A 16,685-nucleotide genomic window follows, 5' to 3' on the forward strand; every position below is an offset into this window, starting at 1 on the left:
TCTTTTTATGTGAGAAATTAAATTGTTAGTTTATAATTACAAGATTTACATCCATCTAATAGACTATCATTTCGAGTTAATTCCATGTTAGGGAATAGGATTTCAAAAATTCCTTTCATCATATCTCCGTGCATGTTACAAATTTCAGTTGGATGATGAACAGCAACTTCTTTAAATGGACAATTGTGTACATCATAGAAAATTTTTGTTCCATCTGCACTTAATTCAAATGCAGGTGATAAGCCAGCTGTTGAGAAAGCTTCTTTTGCAATTTGAACTTTTTGTTCCACTGTTAAAGCATCTTCACTCACATTTAAACGTTGCATATGTTGTTGCATTAATTCAGCTCCGAATTGTTTTCCTGTTTCGTATAGCGCTTTCTCACCAGCAGCGCCAAGGCTAAGTAAAGAATTAAATGCGATTCTTGCTAACAATTGATAATCACGGAATGGAAATTGTAATTGGATAACATCTTCAGATAAGACATATAATCTGCTCGGTCTTCCGCCTTTTCCAGTTTTCTTCGTTTCCGATTTTAGCATATGAACATCTTCTAATTTAGATAAATGTAAACGCGCTACGTTTGGATGAATATCGAATTCATCTGCAATTTCTTGTACCGTTACGTAACTATGTTTTTGCGAAATATATTTATAAATGTAATAACGAGTTGGGTCAGATAATACACCTGTAATTTTTAAAGCTTGTTCCATGAGGATCTCCACCTTTATCACTTTATCCAAGATAATAACATTATAATACAGATAAACATTATTATAGGTAATTTCAGACAATAATTCGGAAATTGTTCATAATTTCACAAACATATTTTTCCTTTTCCCTCTATTGAAAATACAAAAGTCCAAATTTTTATTGCGCATGTTTTCATGCTATATACATAGTGAGGAGGGAAAAGTGATGAATGGGATTGAAATTTTTGCGAATACAATTTTAAAAGAAGCGTGTAGGGTACAAGCGTCAGATTTACATATTGTGCCCCGGCAGAAGGATGTAGCAGTGCAACTACGTATAGGAAAAGATTTAATGACGAGACAGTGTATTGAAAAGGAGTTTGGAGAAAAACTCGTTTCACATTTCAAATTTTTAGCATCTATGGACATAGGAGAGAAACGGAAGCCACAGAATGGTTCGTTGTATTTGCAAATTGATGGACAAGAAGTGTATTTACGCCTTTCAACACTTCCAACAGTATATCAAGAAAGTCTCGTTATTCGCCTTCATTTACAAGCATCTGTTCAGCCCTTATCACATCTTTCGTTATTTCCAAGTACGGCAGCAAAACTACTCTCGTTTTTACGCTATTCACAGGGGTTACTCGTGTTTACTGGACCGACTGGATCTGGGAAGACGACGACAATGTATGCATTATTAGAAGTAATTAGAAAAAAGAAAACACGTCGCATCATTACACTTGAAGATCCGGTTGAAAAAAGAAGTGACGATGTATTACAAATTCAAATAAATGAAAAAGCGGGTCTCACATATGAAACAGGATTAAAGGCTATTTTACGTCATGATCCAGATATTATTTTAGTCGGTGAAATCCGGGATGAGGAAACAGCAAAAATAGCTATAAGAGCAAGTTTGACAGGACATTTAGTAATGACAACGCTGCATACGAATGATGCGAAAGGAGCAATCATTCGTTTCATGGATTATGGTATAACGAGGCAAGAGATTGAACAGTCTTTATTGGCTGTAGCTGCACAGCGACTTGTCGAATTGAAGTGTCCGTTTTGCAGAGGAAAGTGCTCAACTTTATGTAAATCAATGAGGCAAGTAAGGCAAGCAAGCATTTATGAGCTACTATATGGACATGAGTTAAAACAAGCACTTAAAGAAGCAGATGGAGAATGTGTTACTTACAAACATGAGACTTTAGAATCGTCAATACGAAAAGGATATGCTTTAGGTTTTTTAGAAGAAGATGTTTATGTTTAAGAAAACTTGGAGTTTAAGTGATCAAGTAGTATTGTTGAAACGTTTAGGAGAATTATTAGAAAAAGGCTACTCTCTTTTACAAGCATTAGAATTTTTACAGTTTCAATTACCTGTAGAAAAGAAAGTACAATTGCAGCGCATGATTGAGGGGTTAAAAGATGGGAAAAGTCTACACGATTCTTTTCATCAGTTAAAGTTTCATCAGGACATGTTAAGTTATCTATTTTATGCCGAGCAACATGGTGATATTTCTTTTGCTTTGCAACAAGGAAGTGTACTTCTTTATAAGAAAGATAAGTATAGGAGAGACATGATGAAAATAATGCAGTATCCTATGTTCTTGATGTTTTTTCTACTAATCATGCTTTTTATTTTTAACCTCATTTTATTACCTCAGGTTGAAATGGTTTATAGTTCGTTCGGTTCTAATACACCACTACTTACAGAACAAATTTTAAGTGCAATAAAACTGCTACCATACATTATTTTAACCGCTATTTTAACTGTTATTATTGGATGTAGTTTATACATGTTGTATTTTAGGAAACTTCCACATATTAGACAGGTAAAAATCATGCTTCGTATTCCTCTCATCAAAACATTTCTTATTTTAAAGCATTCACATTATTTTGCTACTCAGTTGAGTGGTTTATTAAATGGTGGACTATCAGTATGCGAAGCTTTAACAATAATGATGGAGCAAAGATATCATCCGTTCTTTCAATATGAAGCGAATCGGATTGAAAGACAATTAATTGGAGGAGAACAGTTACAATCTATCATTGCTAAAAGTGGGTATTACGAGAAAGAACTTTCTTATGTTATTACGCATGGACAAGCAAATGGCAATTTAGGGATTGAATTAGGTGACTATAGCGATCTTATTATGGAAAAGATAGAACGAAAAATTAAACATATGTTAGTTATCATTCAGCCTATTTTATTTACATGTATTGGAGGAATCGTTGTCCTTATGTATTTAGCGATGATTATGCCGATGTTTCAAATGATGAATTCTATTTAGGGGGCATTTGTATGCAGAATGAGGAAGGATTTACTCTGTTAGAGATGCTATTAGTAATGGTTGTCATAACTATATTATTACTATTAATTATTCCAAATGTAGTTACACAGCGTTCATCGGTCCAAGGAAAAGGGTGTGCAGCTTACGTGAAATCTATAGAAGCGCAAATACAAGTATATCAATTACAACATAATAAAATTCCATCGTTAAAAGAACTGGCAGATGAAAAGTATATTACAACTGATAAGTGTCCGAATGGCGAATCTATTCATATATCAGATGATGGCACAGTATCAATTAGGGCATTGTGAAACAACAAGGGTTTACTTTTTTAGAAATGTTACTCGTTTTATTTGTTATTTCTGTATTAAGTATAGTTACGTATTTTAGTGTTCATTCCTTATACGAGCGACAAAAAGTTGAACAATTTTTGAGACAGTTTTCAAATGATATTTTGTATATGCAGCAATTAGCGATAAACCATCAAAAGCACTACACATTACGTTGGCATAAAGATAGAAATATGTATGCTATAAAAGAGTCAGGTACAAAGTATTATATCGTCAAGCGAGAGTATGAAGAAGATATACAAATTGATTTGCATACGTTTCCAAATCCGATGACATATAACCCAAGTGGAAATATTAATAGAGGTGGTACGATTATAATTTCGTATAGAAATTATAAATATGAAATTGTATTTCAGCTTGGAAGAGGGAGATTTACGTATCGTGAAATGTCAAAAAGGATCCATAATGGCTGAAATGATTGTATCGTTAAGTGTTTTAATGATGGCTGTATCGTTACTACTACCGCAAACAGTATTAGTTATGCAAGAAAGAAAAAATATACAAATTCGTTATAAGGCAACTGGATTATTAAAAAAAGAAGCAGCTATATATATGTATGGAAATGAAGAAAAGCGAATAATAGAAAAGAATATAAATGGAATTGTGTATTACACATATTGGGGAGGCAATGAAGTTTGTACCATGTGGAAAGATGTGAAAGACAGAATGATGGAACAATGCTTTTATGTAGGAGAAAAAATAAATTAGAATTTGGTTTTTCATTAATAGAAATGATTGTATGTCTGTTTCTATTATCAATATTTTTTTTGCTCTTTCCCCGCCTACATTTCATTGAAATGGAAAATAAACAGTCGAAAGGGTTAAATGATTGGGAGTGGGATGTGTATTTAGGGCAAATACCATAAATAGTTTGTCGCCTCTTAAAAGTAATTGGGTTAAATCCGAAACCCGTTGGTATATAAGGATTTAACGGGTTTCTTTTTTGGTGACGAAGGAAGGTGATTTGTCTAAAAAAACTGAAACGCCCCGCTTTTGCCCCGCTTTTTTTAAAAAACAAATTCTCGCCCCACATAAGCTTCATATTTGCTCTGTTCATTTTCAATTATTTTAGGTGTGACATGTGAATAAATATTAGAAGTAATTTCTATACTTTTATGCCCCAATCTTTCCTGGATATATTTCATTTCTACTCCAGCTTCTAAAAGAAGAACAGCATGAGTATGTCTTAATCCATGAACAGGAATTTTAGGTACTTCAGCATTTTTTAAAATACGATCTAAAACGTTTTTTAATGTGGAATGTGGTATCGGTTTTCCTGAAGTTGTGAACACAAAATCAAAGGTTTTATCATACTTAGCGCCAAGTTTTAGTTTACATTCATTTTGATATGTTTTAAATGTTTTAAGCACAGAGACAAGTCTATCCGAAATAGTAATTGAACGCACAGAATCATAAGTTTTCGTTTTGCCTATTAAGTCCTTACTGTTCTTTTGTCCTGTAGGAGTATAAGCATGATAATTTATAGTTCTATCAATGTGAATCATTTTGTTATCTAAATCAATATTTGTATCCCACTCTAATGCTGTCGCTTCACCTTTACGCATACCAGATTCCACCAAGGTATAAATTAATGTATAGTACAGAATTTTATCTTTATGGGCCGCATTCAATAATTTTGATACTTGTTCTTTTGTTAAATAGTTTCCTTTTTTTGAATGCTGATTGAAACGATCCGCAGCAATTAGAATTCTGTTCGTGAAATCTTTGTAGATCATTTCTAAATCTATAGCACGTTTTATCGCATTTGACATTGTTGAGTGAATAATTTCTACTGTTCGTTTGGAATAACCTTTGTTTATAAGGTGATTAATAAATTTTTGGTATTCGATTTTATTCATATCCGCTAATTTGATGTTTTGAAAATACGGAATGATGTGCTGATTAATATTTCTTTTATTGAGAAGATAAGTGCTTTGCCCCACTTTTCCTTTTTTATAAGTTTCTAACCACTCAATTAAATATTCACTTAATAGAATTTTTTTTCCGTCCGCAGCCATCCCGTGAAATAATTGGCGCTCTCGTTCATTAGCATGAAAGGTAGCTTCTTTTTTTGAATCAAATCCACCTTTACTAATTTCTCTTTTCTTACCTGTAGTTTTATCGACATATCGGATTCGATATTCCCATTTTTTGCCCCGTTTTCTGAAAGTTGCCATATGATATCCTCCTTTATATTTATGACATATCGTCTAATGTGGGATATGTCACTGTCGAACTTAATTAGAATAATATCATGACAACCTAATTAATGTAAAAATAAAAAAAGAGAGGAATACTCCCCTCTCTCCTTCAAATTGTAAAAGGAAGAAAATTTTACAATTTGAAATTGGAAATGATTTCTTTTATGATGAAATCAAATCATAATATTTCATTATTTTCACCAAGGAAACGCACATAATAATCTAGTTGCTTACAGAAGTTTTTTCTTTGATGTTCAGATAACACCCCATATGTTTTCTGAACGCCGAGTAACGTATTATGTAACATTTCATCAACCGAAGTATCAATGCGTCCTGTAAGTACATCTAGCGTCACATTGAAATAGGAAGCGAGGCGAAATAATGTAGTGAGATCAGGCTCAGAAAAACCATTTTCGTAATTATTTATTTGGCTTCTGCTGAGGTTTAGTTCGTGAGCTAAATCTTCTTGCCTTAACGAACGACTTTTTCTTAACGATTTTAAAGTTTCACTAAATGTCTTCATAGTACAAGTATAATTATATACATATTGATATACTATAAATGATAGATTTATTGTCATTTATAGTATATTGATAGTAAATCTATTTTCATTCTGAAATAATATAGAACAAAAGTTCGGTTTTGTGATAAAATATGCATATGAGGTCTTAATACGTTCCATGCAACATTGCATATTTTATTTTTACACCAATTGAGAAACGTTGATACAAAGTCATTTTTTAACTTTCTCAATATTTATCAGATAACTCTACGACTGAATTTTGGGAAAAATGTGGTATTATGAAAACATTAAAATAAACGGAACGAAAAAAAGACTCACAGCGTGTACAAGTAGTGCAGCGAACACTCTTGTACCGTTCGCCCGACTCACAAGGGGAACATCTGCCATAAGTCTCTTTTCGGTTACTTCACGAGTAACACTTACATTATAACATGCCGATATTACTAAATCATTACTATGGTATTAAATTCCTATTTTTAAAGTTGAGAAAAGAGCGAAGCGTCTTTGTTCCAAAAGGGAGGAACAAAAAAGTGTGGAAGGTTTTAAATGTTCTTGAAGGGGAATTGTATGTAGCTGGATTTAAGAAGAAGCAGTTAGCTGATTATTGGGGAGTGAAGCCTGCTACTGTGACCAAAGTTTTTAAAGGAGCTAACGATATTAGTTTCGGATATCTTTCGAAGACGCTTATTTTATTAAAGAAGAGTATGTTTTCACAAGCGAAAGTTGTTACTGATTATATCCTAAATACAGATCCTAAACCTGAAAATTTAAGAGAAGCTATGGAAGACTTAGCTATCAGAGGGAAATTCGATTTATTGAAGGTAGTTATAGAACAAGAGATTAATTCTGACGTCACTGAAAATAAAGAGTTTGCTGAAGTATATGAAATTATTTATAGAAGATATCATGAAGGCTTAAAAGCTTCAGCTTATTTCAAATTATTACGCCAAAAAAACAAAAACGTTAAAACAATCGAAATGGAAGTTCTGACAGAAATCTTATTATGTCAGGCTCAATATCAATCCGGAAATTATAAAACGTTATATGAAAGACTGAAGTCGGTTAATGAAAAAATAAATGACATAACAAATAAATTTATAAAAGAATGTTTGTTGTTAAGATATAAAGAAGCTATAGCAGTAACTTCTTTACAAGGCGGGGAAGTAGTTGAGTCTCGTTCAAAGTGTCAAGAAATACTCTCTGATTTAGAATGGGATGGATACTTCTCACTTCCCAAGTTAAATGCATATTTAAAAATTGGAGAATCATTGATATTTGAACCTGAAAAATACGAAAGCGCTAAACATTATTTAGAAACGACATTAGAATTATTAGGAGAACCTTCTTGTAAAGGTTTAAAAATCAAATGGGAACTCATCCAACAAACCATATCGTTCTTGAAAATTCATTATCAAAGAGATTTGGATACACTAGAGTTTGTACATCCAAGCGAAAATGCATACTCAAAGATACTTGAAGGTGATATTTTAGGCGCTAAAAAAATTTTATTAGACTTAAAAGAGAAAAATGGAGAATGGACAGATATCCAAACGACATACTACGCTCTTACATGTGAAGGGGAAGAGAAGGAACATCTACTACGAAAGTCCTTATTGATGTGCCAAAAGTCTGGTAATATCCATTATTCGCAATTACCTAAAATTTACTTGGGTTTACTATGAAAAAATGGTATAATTATCTTCGAAAGAAGAGGTGAAAGCATTGAAAAAAATATTAGCTTTATTACCAATTTTATTAGTAGCAGGGTTGTTCACTTTTTCTACTGATAACCAGCAAACAGTTAACAAACAAGAGGCATCTAATCCTGTCGTTCAACGCATGATGACGGACCCGGGTGGCGGCTGGTAAAAATTACCAGTTGAGTTGTTTCGTTTAATTAAATATAAATCAAAAATGACATCGTCTTAACTGGCGGTGTCATTCGTATTTTACGGATAAATTTCCTTTTTGGGGAAAGAGGTAAAAAAGTAATTAATTCCAAAAATATACAAAAGGGATGTAGGGGGAATTAGGAATGACGAAAGAGCAATTAGTGAGAATAGCTGCGAAATTAGGTTTACAACAGGGGAATCCAAAGGCGGAGGACATTTTAAAGATCGTCCTTGACGAATCATATAAAGATAAACCAAATACATAAAAAAGAAGACTGCCGTATGAGGTAGTCTTCTTTGATTAGTTATTTTTTTTATTTTGCATGTAAGTAACATACATTTCTAATTGTTCCCAAGCTTTCTTTCGCTCATCCTCTGGAAGACTCTCAATTAATGACATGATATTCTTTCCTTCTTCAGAGACAACTTTGTCTTCTTCTTCATTTAGTTCAGGGTCTTCCGATCTCCCTAACAAATAATCTGTAGTTACATTAAATACTTCTGAAAACTTTGTGGTTACTTCTCTTGAAGGTTGTTTTTTTCCAGATTCAACTTTTGAAACGAATGACTCGCTGACATCAACCTTTTCACCTAATTCTCTCTGAGACCATTTTTTATCTTTCCTTAGTTCTTTTATCCTAATGGATAGTATAGGTAACATAATTTATTCCCCTTTTTTAAAATGCTATTCCATGTGTATTATTTAATGGTTTTGTTTTATGTCAATTATAATATATATTCTACATAAAACTTGACCACTAGTCCATTTCTTGTTTTAAAAAATAAAAATTAAATAAATACTTGACCATAGGTCATGTTGGGTGTACAATGAAAATGTAATCGAGAGGTGAAACCGATGAAAATAAAAGGGAATTACATTAAAGAACTTCGCACGAGTAAAAAACTTACGCAAAAACAACTTGCTGAACTATCACAAATCAGTGAGAGTATGGTTTCGAAGATAGAATTAGGTGTTAAATCAGCTAAGATTGAAACATTAAAAAAAATAGCAAACGCTTTATCAACAACAATGGATGACTTAGTAGGATGAGGTCATTTTTTAAATATCACAAACTTGACCTAAGGTCATTGTAGGTAAGCTTTACTTGACCGCAAGATAATAAAGGAGGAAAGAAAATGAATCAATTACAAGTTGTGCAACATCCAGTTAGCAAGTTGGTCTTTATGAAAGAAAATGAAGTGATAACTGACAGCTTAACACTAGCTGAAGTTTTAGGGAAACGTCATTCAGATGTATTAAGAGACATCAGAAAACATGTAGAAAAACTTAATGATGCTGGAGAAATTGAATTTAACCAACGCAACATTGCGCCGGTTGGATACTACGACGCTAAGAAAGAGTGGAGATCAAAATACGATCTAACAGAAGACGGATTTGCAATGATAATGATGTCTTATACAACAATTGAAGCGATGAAAATGAAAGTTAAATTCTTAGAAGAGTTTAAACGAATGAAAGAACATATTCAAAAACAGCAGCAACCTTCCGTTGAAGATTCAATCATTTACAGTATGACTGAACTTAAACAAATAAAATCACGACAGGATCATACAGAAGAAGAAATGAACAAAATGAAACTTCTAGTAGATAACGAACTATGGCTTACTGAGCAAAACAAGGGAGCTGTGCAGCGAAAAGTAAAACAACGTGTTTTTGAACTTAAAAAAGAAGGTTATGACAATGCATCGTATCAAGGAATCTATGGTGCACTAAAAAGGCACTTTGGTGTAGCTAAATACGATAAAATCCCAAGGAAATATTATCAAAATGCTATGAGGTTTATTGCAGGATGGTATCCGCCAGAAAGACCTAGTGCATTAGATGATTATATTTCTTAACAGCTAAAATTCAATTTTACAGAAAAGGAGATATGAAAATGATTAGTGTTCAAGTCGATGAAAAAGAAGTGAGAAATCTTTATCTAGCAGAAATCTCGGAAAAGGTTAAAAAAATCGATGCTGAGTTAGTATATTGGGACGCTAACGAATTAAAACGAAGAACTTGTATGGGATGGAATACCATTCAAAAAACATTCTTTTTTGATCCTAGATTTCCGAAACACAAAGTAGGGGGGAAATGGTATTTCCCAGCTCAACAAGTGAAAGAGTTCTTGTTGCAATGGATATCTGAACAATAAGGAGGTGATCTAGTGGAAGATACAACGTCATTAGTCATATTTGCAATATTAATCGCATGTGGTTCATGGTTGCTTTACATCACTTACGAGCCAATAAAACAATGGGCTTGGAGTGATGTGAAACAAAATAAAAAGACCCATGGCAGTGGGTCCTTTCGAAAAAACAAGTTGCTATAAGTATACCACGGAAAGTAGGGAAATAGTACATGCATTCAATTGAATATCAAGTGCTATTACCTAAAAAGTTCTGGGACTTAGCAAAAAGTAAATATGAATTAAAGCGAATGATTGAACAGTATTTCAAAGTTGGTTATCCGCATTATGAAATTCAACGAATTATTAAAAGTGGACAAGCATATGTGGCGGTTTGTACAAGGAGGTAAATAAATTGTCAGAAGTTAAATGGATCAAGTTAACTACAAACATGTTTGAGGATGAAAAAATAAAATTAATTGAAAGCATGCCTGAAGCGGACACTTTACTCATTATTTGGATTAAATTACTTGCTCAAGCTGGAAAAACGAACGCTAACGGATACATCTTTTTAAATGAAAACATTCCTTATACAGAAGAAATGCTAGCTACTATTTTTAATAGACCATTGCAAACCGTACGTTATGCTCTACAAACGTTTAACCAATTTGGGATGATCGAGATTGATGATAAACAATTTATTAGTATATCGAATTGGGGTAAACATCAGAGTTTAACAGGTCTAGATAAGATTCGAGAAGATACAAAGAAACGTGTAGCGGCACATCGAGAACGAAAAAAACAAGCGCTGTTAACTGGTGGTAACGATTGTAACGTTACAGGTAACAGTAATGAAACGGACAAAGAAGAAGAATTAGAAAAAGAATTAGAATTAGAAAAAGATATTAATAAATATATTGTCGAGATAGTAACCTATCTCAACCAAACTTGTAATACTTCGTATCGAGTATCAACCAAGAAAACTAGAGATTTAATTAAAGCTCGGTTTAATCAAGGTTTTAATATGGATGATTTCAAAAAAGTAATTGATATCAAAGCCTCACATTGGATTGAAAATGAAGAATACAACCAATACTTAAGACCTTCTACTTTATTTGGGAATAAATTTGAAGAGTATTTAAATCAACAACCTAAAAAAGGAGTGAAAAAACGTGTCGGAATCAATCGAAAGAGTGATGACTCGGATAGTGAATACATCGGCTTGTAGTGAAGAAACAAAAGGGTATACATGCGAACACTGTAATAAATATATTTCCGCAATCACTGTAGAAGTTCCGCAGTTACGTATTAAAAATAAAATACTTCCTACATGTGAGTGTGTTGTAGAACGTGAAGAAGCAAAAATACGTGAAGCTCAAAACTTTGCTAAGAAACGAGAAATAGAAAAGCTGTTCAGTATCAGTAATTTAGGAGAAAGATTCTCGAAAAGTACATTTGAATCATTTCTAGATAGAAACGGATCAGAGACAGCTTATAAAGTCGCAGTGAAATACGTGAAGACATTTAAAGAATGGAACGGAGAATCGTTAATGCTTTGGGGAGATCCTGGTAATGGCAAAACACACTTAGCAGCCGCAATTGTTAATGAACTTTCTCAAAAAGGATACATTGTAGTATTTCAAAGTGTTCCAGAGCTATTACAACGTATTCGCAGTACGTTTAACAGTGAAAATAAAGAGAACGAAACGCAGATTATGAGAGCTCTTTTAGAATGCGACTTACTTATATTAGATGATATCGGAGCGGAAAAAACTACGGAATGGGTAGAAGAAAAATTGTTCAATATTATTGATGGTCGTTATAGAAAAGAACTTCCTACTTTATATACAAGTAATTTAGAACCAAAAGAGCTGAAAAACCAAGTTGGAAAACGTTCATATGACCGAATGGTTGAAACAAGTCTAACTGTAAAAAATGAAGCCGCTAGTTATAGAAGAGAGATAGCGAAGCAACGTTTACAAAGGTTTATAGAAGCATAAAAAGGAGGAAAAAGCATGTGTGTATTATGTCATGATACAGGAATTATTCGTAAAGAAACTTATCCAGGTGTGATTGAAACGAAAGGTTGTAATTGTGAAGTAGCAATACAGCAGCAAGAAGAAAATGATAAGCGTTGGCAAGCATGGTTAATCAAATTTGAATCAATGAAACAAGAGTTGCAACGAAATCAACAACAAAAAGTAAGTTAACAAAGGGGAGAAAGATATGAAAAACACAGGTGTTGCAAGAAAAGTGGACGAGCTAGGGCGTGTGGTAATTCCAGTAGAGTTACGCAGAACTTTAGGGATTGCTGAAGGTACAGCATTAGGCTTTCATGTTGAAGGGGAAAACATTGTTTTAAGAAAACAGGATAAGTCATGCTTTGTTACGGGTAAAGTACCTGATTCCAACATCGAATTGTTAGGTGGCCGAATGTTTTTGAGTAAGGAAGGGGCACTTGAGTTACTCAACTCTCTTGAAAAGAGTGTGAAGGAACATGGCTAAACAATTGAATATTTTCGATGTTGAGCCAGCAATTTGTGAATTTGATGTAATGAAAGCAAATGTGAAAAGAGGAATGGGACGAGTTACATATGCAGATGTACGTGTCCAAGTTCCAAAGAATGCAAAGTGTACGGATGAGTTACCACGTACAACTAAACAAGATGATCGTTATGACATCTTTGAACAGTATGTAATGGCAATTTGGAGATTCCAGCGAGCTGTAGATAAGTTTTTTAATTGGGATACAGCTGAAGAATTGTGTAAGGCAGCAAGGGATAAAAAAGAAATAATTCCGGTACGGATTTACTTAGGAAGTGGATTCAAACCTGATGTTGTCGAGTACATGCGGTAGTAAAAAGGGAGAGGGACATATGAAAAAAATAGAAATTGATGTTAGCAGCAACAAACTTTTAATAGTGAAGGATGGAAATGTAACGGCAGTAAATCCACCAATGAGCGGATTCGGTGAGCAAGTTGCAGTTTGGGTAAACGGTAAAGTTGATCGTGTGGATACTAAGTTTACTGAAAAGATAAAATAATCATTTTTAGAAAGTAGGTTCGCTTATGAGTGTAGCAAGAAATCATGAAGCGATGAAGGAATCACGCTTAAAGGTATACATTGCTTTAGAAGAGGCTAACTTCATTTGGGATGAAAGAGATGTAGTTCGTTTTCGTGAAATGTGGAGTCAAGGTATGAGCTTACCAAAGATGGCAAAAGCGTTAAGGAGACACCAAGCGGAAGTTGCGCTTCTTGTAATAGATCAAGCTGATAAGTATTTAATTGAAAATCGTCCGATAGGATTAGGGATTTGCTAAATAGGAAGGGGAAATCAAAATGAAAGCAATGAAAAACAGCGTTATGGAAGTAACTAAATTAATCAGTAAATCAAAGGAAGGACAAGCCTTTATGAGCAACAATCAAATTTGTGAATTAGATCAATATCAAGAAGCGGCATTACGTACATGGAATACAAATCAGGATTTTGGTGGACGTGTTTTAAATGCAGCATTAGGGCTTTCGGGAGAATCTGGTGAGGTTGCTGATATTGTAAAAAAAGCTATTTTTCATGGTCATGGATTTGATCCAGCTCATTGTCCAGGAGAAGAAGAAGGGAATACGCATAAAATCGCTTTAGAGCTGGGAGATATCTTGTACTACATTTCGATCATGTCTCACGAAATGGGATATACCTTAGAAGATATCGCTCAAATGAATATCGAAAAATTAGCTAAAAGATATCCAGATGGTTTTAGTAGAGAAGCAAGTCAAGCACGTATAGATTTGAAGTGAAGTTTGTAATGAAAAGAGCCATGAGTTGTGAAGGCTCATGGCTCATTGTATAAGGGTAAAGTCGTAATGACTTTATAAATAAATAATATCATGATTATTCAAAAAAATGCAATAAAAGTAAATTAAATGGTATAAAATTTGAATTTTGTACAAAAACGGAGGGGAATAGAATGGTGAGAAGTTTAGATTGGGGCGGATTGAAAAGTAATTGGGAAGCTTTTAAAGAGTTCGTTCAAAGAGAAGGAAAAGGCACTAGCATATTAACGGAGTACTATTTTGTATTCAGAGAAGACGACTGCGGTGATGAAGCGTACATTTTTACAACGCATTCTGACTTAGATGATTGGCTATCGGAAATGTTTTGGCAATGGGAGCGTTATGATACTAGAAATGTTGAAGAATCGATGGATGATGTGTTTGTTTGGAAGTTAATTTCTGAAAGTGATTTTAAGCGTTTAGACACGCTATATAAGGGAGCAAGAAAAACATCGATTGAAATCAATGGAGAAAGATACTATAGAAAGTTAATAAAAGTATCTGTAGAGCCGACAGTTGTTGTTTCAACTAATTTTTATTAAAAGCGTTATTTGAGAGAAAAGGAGATGAATACATTGGCCCAACACTGTTTAAATTGTGGGAATAAGTTAGAGACGGTTAATTATGTTGAAACTTGCACTAAATATATTTGTTCTACGTGTAATGTACACTGGTTTCAATCTAGAAGAGTAGTTGTAGAGTGGACTAAACAAAAGATTAAAGCAGACAATACAAAATAGTTATTTGAATTAGTTTTATTAATAAAAAGAGCACACTTGTATATGTGCTCTCAATAAGGTAGATGAATGTCTCATGAAACAGAAAAATCCCAAAAGTTGTAATCAGATTTTCATGAGTAAATTTTTAATATTGTATTCCTTATGTGAATTTATGGAGCCTGTCATTAAAGAAACGATACGAGTTGGAGTTTTAACCCAAACGATATTTCATAATAAGCGAAAAGGAGCACACATATAAGCATGCTCTTTAATAAGAAAGGTAGATCTCTATGAGCGCAGAGACTACATACAATATCCATATGTTTGTTTCTTTTAAATGTGAAGAAAAAATCAACAAAAGGTCAATGTAAACTCAATAAAAATTCAACAAAAACGCTATTTTATTAGAAAAGGATGTGCGGTTTGAAATCTGAAGAAATTAAACAGCTTATTACTGATTTAGAACGTAGAAAATCAGGTTTAAAACGGATCCAAAATGGCTTTTCGAGAATTCATAGTGAAGAATATCGTGACGGTGTGAATAATCAAATAGGAATTTTGGACCAGGTACTTATGAAGTTGAATTGGATTATGAGGAAAGAAAGTAATTAATATAAAAACTTCATTTTAATAGAAAAGGGGAATGGAAAATGAATAAAGTTGAATTTAATCAAAATAGTTTTGGTCAGCAATTAATAATAACTGGTTTAGCGAGATTAGTTGAAGAAGAGGGACTAACACCACATGAATCATTTGAAATTTTAAGGCTAATTCAAAACAATACATTCCATGCGTTAGCTGATTTACATAAAGAATATAAATCTAAAAACTAAACAAAAATTTCATTTTGTTGAAAAAGTTCATAAGAAAAAGCACCTTCGAACAGTGCTCTTTCCCGAAGTGAATTTATGCTTTTGAAGAAATACGGCATTCTCAAAATAATATATGCACTTTTGTAATGAAAGTTGTTTGTACAAAAAAGAGCAGCTAGCAAAAGCTAACTGCTCTCCAGAAAAGCATTAAGAAGGAAGTTCAGAACTCAAGTGTATTTATAGTATGGACAAGGTCTATGGATTTATTCAAGGGGGAAATAGATATGTGTACTTATTGGGAAAGCGCAGTTAAAGAATTCTTTAAGAGGCAAGAGCAGGAAAGAAATAAAAGAGCAACTAGCAAAAGCTAATTGCTCCATTCATGGGGTCTCCTACATATATGTGTAGGCTGATTATAGTATTTGTAAAATCTAAATTTTTATTCAGGAATAAATAAAAGAGCAGCTAGCAAAAGCTAACTGCTCCAATCAGGGATGTAATTCTAGATATATATATATTATTGACGGGATGTTGAGTTTTATGCAGGGGGTAGAAAGAAATGAAATATCATGAGTTATTTAATACATTAAAACCGAAGCAAGTAGCAAAAAGAGAATTTCAAGAAGAGTTTTCATGTAACGATAGAATCATAGCTATTTTCTTCGATGGGGAACATTATGGTTATTTAACAGACGAGTTAGATATTGAATATGGCGTTATTGTATGCAATAGCATGGTACATGATTCTGAATGGGAATTAACCGAAGAATACAACGAACATTTAGAATGTGTTTTTGAATAAAATAATCCTTTGAAAATAAAAAGAAAAAAGCAACTTGTATTGGGGACAAGTCACTTTTTTCGAATGGCAATGTTACATTTATTATAACAGGACAGATGTAGCAGCTAAACGAATAAAAAACACAAACTTTAGACAAAATTCGAGATTACAAATGAATACAGTCCGGCTAGAAAACTAGAGGACGCCAATTCACTAAAACAGCAAGTATAACTGTTTTAGGAATAGGTGTCCTTTTTATTTTGAAAAGGGAGATGGGGAAATGAAGGTGTTAAGAGATCAGCTACGCGAGTGGAAAAAGCAAACAAAACAAACTAAGAAGAAAAATAAGAAAAAACAAATAGAGAAATTAAGTACTCGTGACATTGAAGAATTAATGGGAATTCGCGGACCACGTTATGAACGAAGACGTGGAGCATTAAGACAAAAATAATAACAA

At 33.2% G+C, this 16,685-nt stretch carries 30 protein-coding genes and 1 pseudogene; 27 read left to right on the forward strand and 4 right to left on the reverse strand.

Annotated elements, in window-relative coordinates:
• Positions 1–17: 17 nt before the first annotated feature.
• Positions 18–713, reverse strand: a complete 696-nt coding sequence (locus QCI79_RS20840; RefSeq protein WP_000434125.1) for a helix-turn-helix transcriptional regulator — start codon at positions 711–713, stop codon at positions 18–20.
• Between the two features lie 205 nt (positions 714–918).
• Here QCI79_RS20840 and comGA point away from each other — a divergent pair, with 205 nt between their 5' ends.
• The 6 genes and pseudogenes from comGA to QCI79_RS20870 form a co-directional block, all read left to right on the forward strand.
• The gene (gene comGA, locus QCI79_RS20845) at positions 919–1,962 is read left to right on the forward strand and encodes a competence type IV pilus ATPase ComGA (protein WP_001013180.1); all 1,044 of its coding nucleotides are present in this window, start codon (positions 919–921) and stop codon (positions 1,960–1,962) included.
• Positions 1,955–2,986, forward strand: a complete 1,032-nt coding sequence (comGB, locus tag QCI79_RS20850; RefSeq protein ID WP_000475193.1) for a competence type IV pilus assembly protein ComGB — start codon at positions 1,955–1,957, stop codon at positions 2,984–2,986. The genes comGA and comGB overlap by 8 nt, the downstream gene beginning before the upstream one ends.
• 11 nt (positions 2,987–2,997) lie before the next feature.
• Positions 2,998–3,297 (forward strand): competence type IV pilus major pilin ComGC, encoded by a 300-nt coding sequence (gene comGC / locus QCI79_RS20855; protein WP_001178686.1) that lies wholly within the window; start codon positions 2,998–3,000, stop codon positions 3,295–3,297.
• Positions 3,294–3,749, forward strand: coding sequence for a competence type IV pilus minor pilin ComGD (comGD, locus tag QCI79_RS20860; RefSeq protein WP_000813142.1), 456 nt, complete (start codon positions 3,294–3,296; stop codon positions 3,747–3,749). The genes comGC and comGD overlap by 4 nt, the downstream gene beginning before the upstream one ends.
• On the forward strand, positions 3,742–4,044 hold the full coding sequence (locus QCI79_RS20865) for a hypothetical protein (protein WP_000829473.1): 303 nt from the start codon (positions 3,742–3,744) through the stop codon (positions 4,042–4,044). Before comGD ends, QCI79_RS20865 begins: the two co-directional genes overlap by 8 nt.
• Positions 4,014–4,196: pseudogene (locus QCI79_RS20870) on the forward strand (prepilin-type N-terminal cleavage/methylation domain-containing protein); the annotation flags it as partial. The gene QCI79_RS20865 and the pseudogene QCI79_RS20870, both read left to right, overlap by 31 nt.
• A 147-nt stretch (positions 4,197–4,343) precedes the next feature.
• Here the strand turns inward: QCI79_RS20870 and QCI79_RS20875 are convergent.
• On the reverse strand, positions 4,344–5,513 hold the full coding sequence (locus tag QCI79_RS20875) for a site-specific integrase (protein WP_021727636.1): 1,170 nt from the start codon (positions 5,511–5,513) through the stop codon (positions 4,344–4,346).
• Between the two features lie 202 nt (positions 5,514–5,715).
• The gene (locus QCI79_RS20880) at positions 5,716–6,060 is read right to left on the reverse strand and encodes a helix-turn-helix domain-containing protein (protein WP_021727635.1); all 345 of its coding nucleotides are present in this window, start codon (positions 6,058–6,060) and stop codon (positions 5,716–5,718) included.
• Positions 6,061–6,590: 530 nt separating this feature from the next.
• Here QCI79_RS20880 and QCI79_RS20885 point away from each other — a divergent pair.
• The 3 genes from QCI79_RS20885 to QCI79_RS20895 all read left to right on the forward strand — a co-directional run bounded on the left by QCI79_RS20885 (position 6,591) and on the right by QCI79_RS20895 (position 8,218).
• A complete protein-coding gene (locus QCI79_RS20885; RefSeq protein ID WP_021727634.1) occupies positions 6,591–7,742 on the forward strand; it encodes an AimR family lysis-lysogeny pheromone receptor in 1,152 nt (383 codons plus the stop codon).
• A 40-nt stretch (positions 7,743–7,782) separates the two neighbouring features.
• On the forward strand, positions 7,783–7,929 hold the full coding sequence (locus tag QCI79_RS20890; protein ID WP_021727633.1) for a hypothetical protein: 147 nt from the start codon (positions 7,783–7,785) through the stop codon (positions 7,927–7,929).
• A gap of 166 nt (positions 7,930–8,095) precedes the next feature.
• Positions 8,096–8,218 (forward strand): hypothetical protein, encoded by a 123-nt coding sequence (locus tag QCI79_RS20895; protein ID WP_021727632.1) that lies wholly within the window; start codon positions 8,096–8,098, stop codon positions 8,216–8,218.
• Positions 8,219–8,253: 35 nt separating this feature from the next.
• Here the strand turns inward: QCI79_RS20895 and QCI79_RS20900 are convergent, their stop codons facing one another.
• Complete coding sequence (locus tag QCI79_RS20900) at positions 8,254–8,613, reverse strand: helix-turn-helix domain-containing protein (RefSeq protein WP_021727631.1); 360 nt, start codon at positions 8,611–8,613, stop codon at positions 8,254–8,256.
• Between the two features lie 195 nt (positions 8,614–8,808).
• Between QCI79_RS20900 and QCI79_RS20905 the strand changes: the two genes are divergently transcribed.
• The 18 genes from QCI79_RS20905 to QCI79_RS20990 all read left to right on the forward strand — a co-directional run bounded on the left by QCI79_RS20905 (position 8,809) and on the right by QCI79_RS20990 (position 16,679).
• Positions 8,809–9,003 carry a helix-turn-helix domain-containing protein gene (locus tag QCI79_RS20905; protein WP_021727630.1) on the forward strand — a complete coding sequence of 65 codons (195 nt, stop codon included), beginning with the start codon at positions 8,809–8,811 and terminating at the stop codon, positions 9,001–9,003.
• Between the two features lie 86 nt (positions 9,004–9,089).
• Positions 9,090–9,812 carry an ORF6C domain-containing protein gene (locus QCI79_RS20910; protein ID WP_021727629.1) on the forward strand — a complete coding sequence of 241 codons (723 nt, stop codon included), beginning with the start codon at positions 9,090–9,092 and terminating at the stop codon, positions 9,810–9,812.
• Between the two features lie 38 nt (positions 9,813–9,850).
• A complete protein-coding gene (locus QCI79_RS20915) occupies positions 9,851–10,111 on the forward strand; it encodes a hypothetical protein (protein ID WP_021727628.1) in 261 nt (86 codons plus the stop codon).
• 12 nt (positions 10,112–10,123) lie between these two features.
• Positions 10,124–10,288 (forward strand): hypothetical protein, encoded by a 165-nt coding sequence (locus QCI79_RS20920; RefSeq protein ID WP_021727627.1) that lies wholly within the window; start codon positions 10,124–10,126, stop codon positions 10,286–10,288.
• 29 nt (positions 10,289–10,317) lie between these two features.
• Complete coding sequence (locus tag QCI79_RS20925; RefSeq protein ID WP_021727626.1) at positions 10,318–10,494, forward strand: hypothetical protein; 177 nt, start codon at positions 10,318–10,320, stop codon at positions 10,492–10,494.
• Between the two features lie 5 nt (positions 10,495–10,499).
• Complete coding sequence (locus QCI79_RS20930) at positions 10,500–11,312, forward strand: phage replisome organizer N-terminal domain-containing protein (RefSeq protein ID WP_021727625.1); 813 nt, start codon at positions 10,500–10,502, stop codon at positions 11,310–11,312.
• Complete coding sequence (locus QCI79_RS20935) at positions 11,281–12,084, forward strand: ATP-binding protein (protein ID WP_021727624.1); 804 nt, start codon at positions 11,281–11,283, stop codon at positions 12,082–12,084. Before QCI79_RS20930 ends, QCI79_RS20935 begins: the two co-directional genes overlap by 32 nt.
• Before the next feature lie 15 nt (positions 12,085–12,099).
• Positions 12,100–12,294 carry a hypothetical protein gene (locus QCI79_RS20940; protein ID WP_021727623.1) on the forward strand — a complete coding sequence of 65 codons (195 nt, stop codon included), beginning with the start codon at positions 12,100–12,102 and terminating at the stop codon, positions 12,292–12,294.
• Between the two features lie 16 nt (positions 12,295–12,310).
• Entirely contained in the window at positions 12,311–12,589 is a 279-nt protein-coding gene (locus QCI79_RS20945; RefSeq protein ID WP_021728995.1) for an AbrB/MazE/SpoVT family DNA-binding domain-containing protein, read from the forward strand.
• Positions 12,582–12,941 (forward strand): hypothetical protein, encoded by a 360-nt coding sequence (locus tag QCI79_RS20950; protein ID WP_021728087.1) that lies wholly within the window; start codon positions 12,582–12,584, stop codon positions 12,939–12,941. Before QCI79_RS20945 ends, QCI79_RS20950 begins: the two co-directional genes overlap by 8 nt.
• 19 nt (positions 12,942–12,960) lie before the next feature.
• A complete protein-coding gene (locus QCI79_RS20955) occupies positions 12,961–13,128 on the forward strand; it encodes a DUF3954 domain-containing protein (protein ID WP_000717826.1) in 168 nt (55 codons plus the stop codon).
• Between the two features lie 25 nt (positions 13,129–13,153).
• Positions 13,154–13,405: a hypothetical protein gene (locus QCI79_RS20960; protein WP_000109496.1), complete on the forward strand. Its 252-nt coding sequence runs from the start codon at positions 13,154–13,156 to the stop codon at positions 13,403–13,405.
• A gap of 19 nt (positions 13,406–13,424) precedes the next feature.
• The gene (locus tag QCI79_RS20965; protein ID WP_021728086.1) at positions 13,425–13,880 is read left to right on the forward strand and encodes a nucleoside triphosphate pyrophosphohydrolase family protein; all 456 of its coding nucleotides are present in this window, start codon (positions 13,425–13,427) and stop codon (positions 13,878–13,880) included.
• Between the two features lie 170 nt (positions 13,881–14,050).
• Positions 14,051–14,458: a hypothetical protein gene (locus QCI79_RS20970; RefSeq protein ID WP_016090376.1), complete on the forward strand. Its 408-nt coding sequence runs from the start codon at positions 14,051–14,053 to the stop codon at positions 14,456–14,458.
• A 591-nt stretch (positions 14,459–15,049) separates the two neighbouring features.
• Positions 15,050–15,247 (forward strand): hypothetical protein, encoded by a 198-nt coding sequence (locus QCI79_RS20975; RefSeq protein WP_021727602.1) that lies wholly within the window; start codon positions 15,050–15,052, stop codon positions 15,245–15,247.
• 38 nt (positions 15,248–15,285) lie between these two features.
• Positions 15,286–15,468 (forward strand): hypothetical protein, encoded by a 183-nt coding sequence (locus QCI79_RS20980; protein ID WP_021727601.1) that lies wholly within the window; start codon positions 15,286–15,288, stop codon positions 15,466–15,468.
• A gap of 538 nt (positions 15,469–16,006) precedes the next feature.
• Entirely contained in the window at positions 16,007–16,249 is a 243-nt protein-coding gene (locus QCI79_RS20985) for a hypothetical protein (RefSeq protein ID WP_021727600.1), read from the forward strand.
• A 259-nt stretch (positions 16,250–16,508) separates the two neighbouring features.
• Positions 16,509–16,679, forward strand: coding sequence for a hypothetical protein (locus QCI79_RS20990; RefSeq protein WP_021727599.1), 171 nt, complete (start codon positions 16,509–16,511; stop codon positions 16,677–16,679).
• Positions 16,680–16,685 lie beyond the last annotated feature (6 nt).

It is taken from the genome of Bacillus cereus group sp. MG1, assembly GCF_040460035.1.
GTDB lineage: Bacteria > Bacillota > Bacilli > Bacillales > Bacillaceae_G > Bacillus_A > Bacillus_A cereus.

Excerpts from the sequence above, each read along its gene's own strand:
- QCI79_RS20840 (WP_000434125.1), bottom strand. The coding sequence starts at position 713 with ATGGAACAAGCTTTAAAAATTACAGGTGTATTATCTGACCCAACTCGT.
- comGA (WP_001013180.1), top strand. The coding sequence starts at position 919 with ATGAATGGGATTGAAATTTTTGCGAATACAATTTTAAAAGAAGCGTGT.
- comGB (WP_000475193.1), top strand. The coding sequence starts at position 1,955 with ATGTTTAAGAAAACTTGGAGTTTAAGTGATCAAGTAGTATTGTTGAAA.
- comGC (WP_001178686.1), top strand. The coding sequence starts at position 2,998 with ATGCAGAATGAGGAAGGATTTACTCTGTTAGAGATGCTATTAGTAATG.
- QCI79_RS20865 (WP_000829473.1), top strand. The coding sequence starts at position 3,742 with ATGGCTGAAATGATTGTATCGTTAAGTGTTTTAATGATGGCTGTATCG.
- QCI79_RS20875 (WP_021727636.1), bottom strand. The coding sequence starts at position 5,513 with ATGGCAACTTTCAGAAAACGGGGCAAAAAATGGGAATATCGAATCCGA.
- QCI79_RS20880 (WP_021727635.1), bottom strand. The coding sequence starts at position 6,060 with ATGAAGACATTTAGTGAAACTTTAAAATCGTTAAGAAAAAGTCGTTCG.
- QCI79_RS20895 (WP_021727632.1), top strand. The coding sequence starts at position 8,096 with ATGACGAAAGAGCAATTAGTGAGAATAGCTGCGAAATTAGGTTTACAA.
- QCI79_RS20900 (WP_021727631.1), bottom strand. The coding sequence starts at position 8,613 with ATGTTACCTATACTATCCATTAGGATAAAAGAACTAAGGAAAGATAAA.
- QCI79_RS20905 (WP_021727630.1), top strand. The coding sequence starts at position 8,809 with ATGAAAATAAAAGGGAATTACATTAAAGAACTTCGCACGAGTAAAAAA.
- QCI79_RS20910 (WP_021727629.1), top strand. The coding sequence starts at position 9,090 with ATGAATCAATTACAAGTTGTGCAACATCCAGTTAGCAAGTTGGTCTTT.
- QCI79_RS20915 (WP_021727628.1), top strand. The coding sequence starts at position 9,851 with ATGATTAGTGTTCAAGTCGATGAAAAAGAAGTGAGAAATCTTTATCTA.
- QCI79_RS20925 (WP_021727626.1), top strand. The coding sequence starts at position 10,318 with ATGCATTCAATTGAATATCAAGTGCTATTACCTAAAAAGTTCTGGGAC.
- QCI79_RS20935 (WP_021727624.1), top strand. The coding sequence starts at position 11,281 with ATGACTCGGATAGTGAATACATCGGCTTGTAGTGAAGAAACAAAAGGG.
- QCI79_RS20940 (WP_021727623.1), top strand. The coding sequence starts at position 12,100 with ATGTGTGTATTATGTCATGATACAGGAATTATTCGTAAAGAAACTTAT.
- QCI79_RS20945 (WP_021728995.1), top strand. The coding sequence starts at position 12,311 with ATGAAAAACACAGGTGTTGCAAGAAAAGTGGACGAGCTAGGGCGTGTG.
- QCI79_RS20950 (WP_021728087.1), top strand. The coding sequence starts at position 12,582 with ATGGCTAAACAATTGAATATTTTCGATGTTGAGCCAGCAATTTGTGAA.
- QCI79_RS20955 (WP_000717826.1), top strand. The coding sequence starts at position 12,961 with ATGAAAAAAATAGAAATTGATGTTAGCAGCAACAAACTTTTAATAGTG.
- QCI79_RS20960 (WP_000109496.1), top strand. The coding sequence starts at position 13,154 with ATGAGTGTAGCAAGAAATCATGAAGCGATGAAGGAATCACGCTTAAAG.
- QCI79_RS20965 (WP_021728086.1), top strand. The coding sequence starts at position 13,425 with ATGAAAGCAATGAAAAACAGCGTTATGGAAGTAACTAAATTAATCAGT.
- QCI79_RS20970 (WP_016090376.1), top strand. The coding sequence starts at position 14,051 with ATGGTGAGAAGTTTAGATTGGGGCGGATTGAAAAGTAATTGGGAAGCT.
- QCI79_RS20975 (WP_021727602.1), top strand. The coding sequence starts at position 15,050 with ATGTGCGGTTTGAAATCTGAAGAAATTAAACAGCTTATTACTGATTTA.
- QCI79_RS20980 (WP_021727601.1), top strand. The coding sequence starts at position 15,286 with ATGAATAAAGTTGAATTTAATCAAAATAGTTTTGGTCAGCAATTAATA.
- QCI79_RS20985 (WP_021727600.1), top strand. The coding sequence starts at position 16,007 with ATGAAATATCATGAGTTATTTAATACATTAAAACCGAAGCAAGTAGCA.
- QCI79_RS20990 (WP_021727599.1), top strand. The coding sequence starts at position 16,509 with ATGAAGGTGTTAAGAGATCAGCTACGCGAGTGGAAAAAGCAAACAAAA.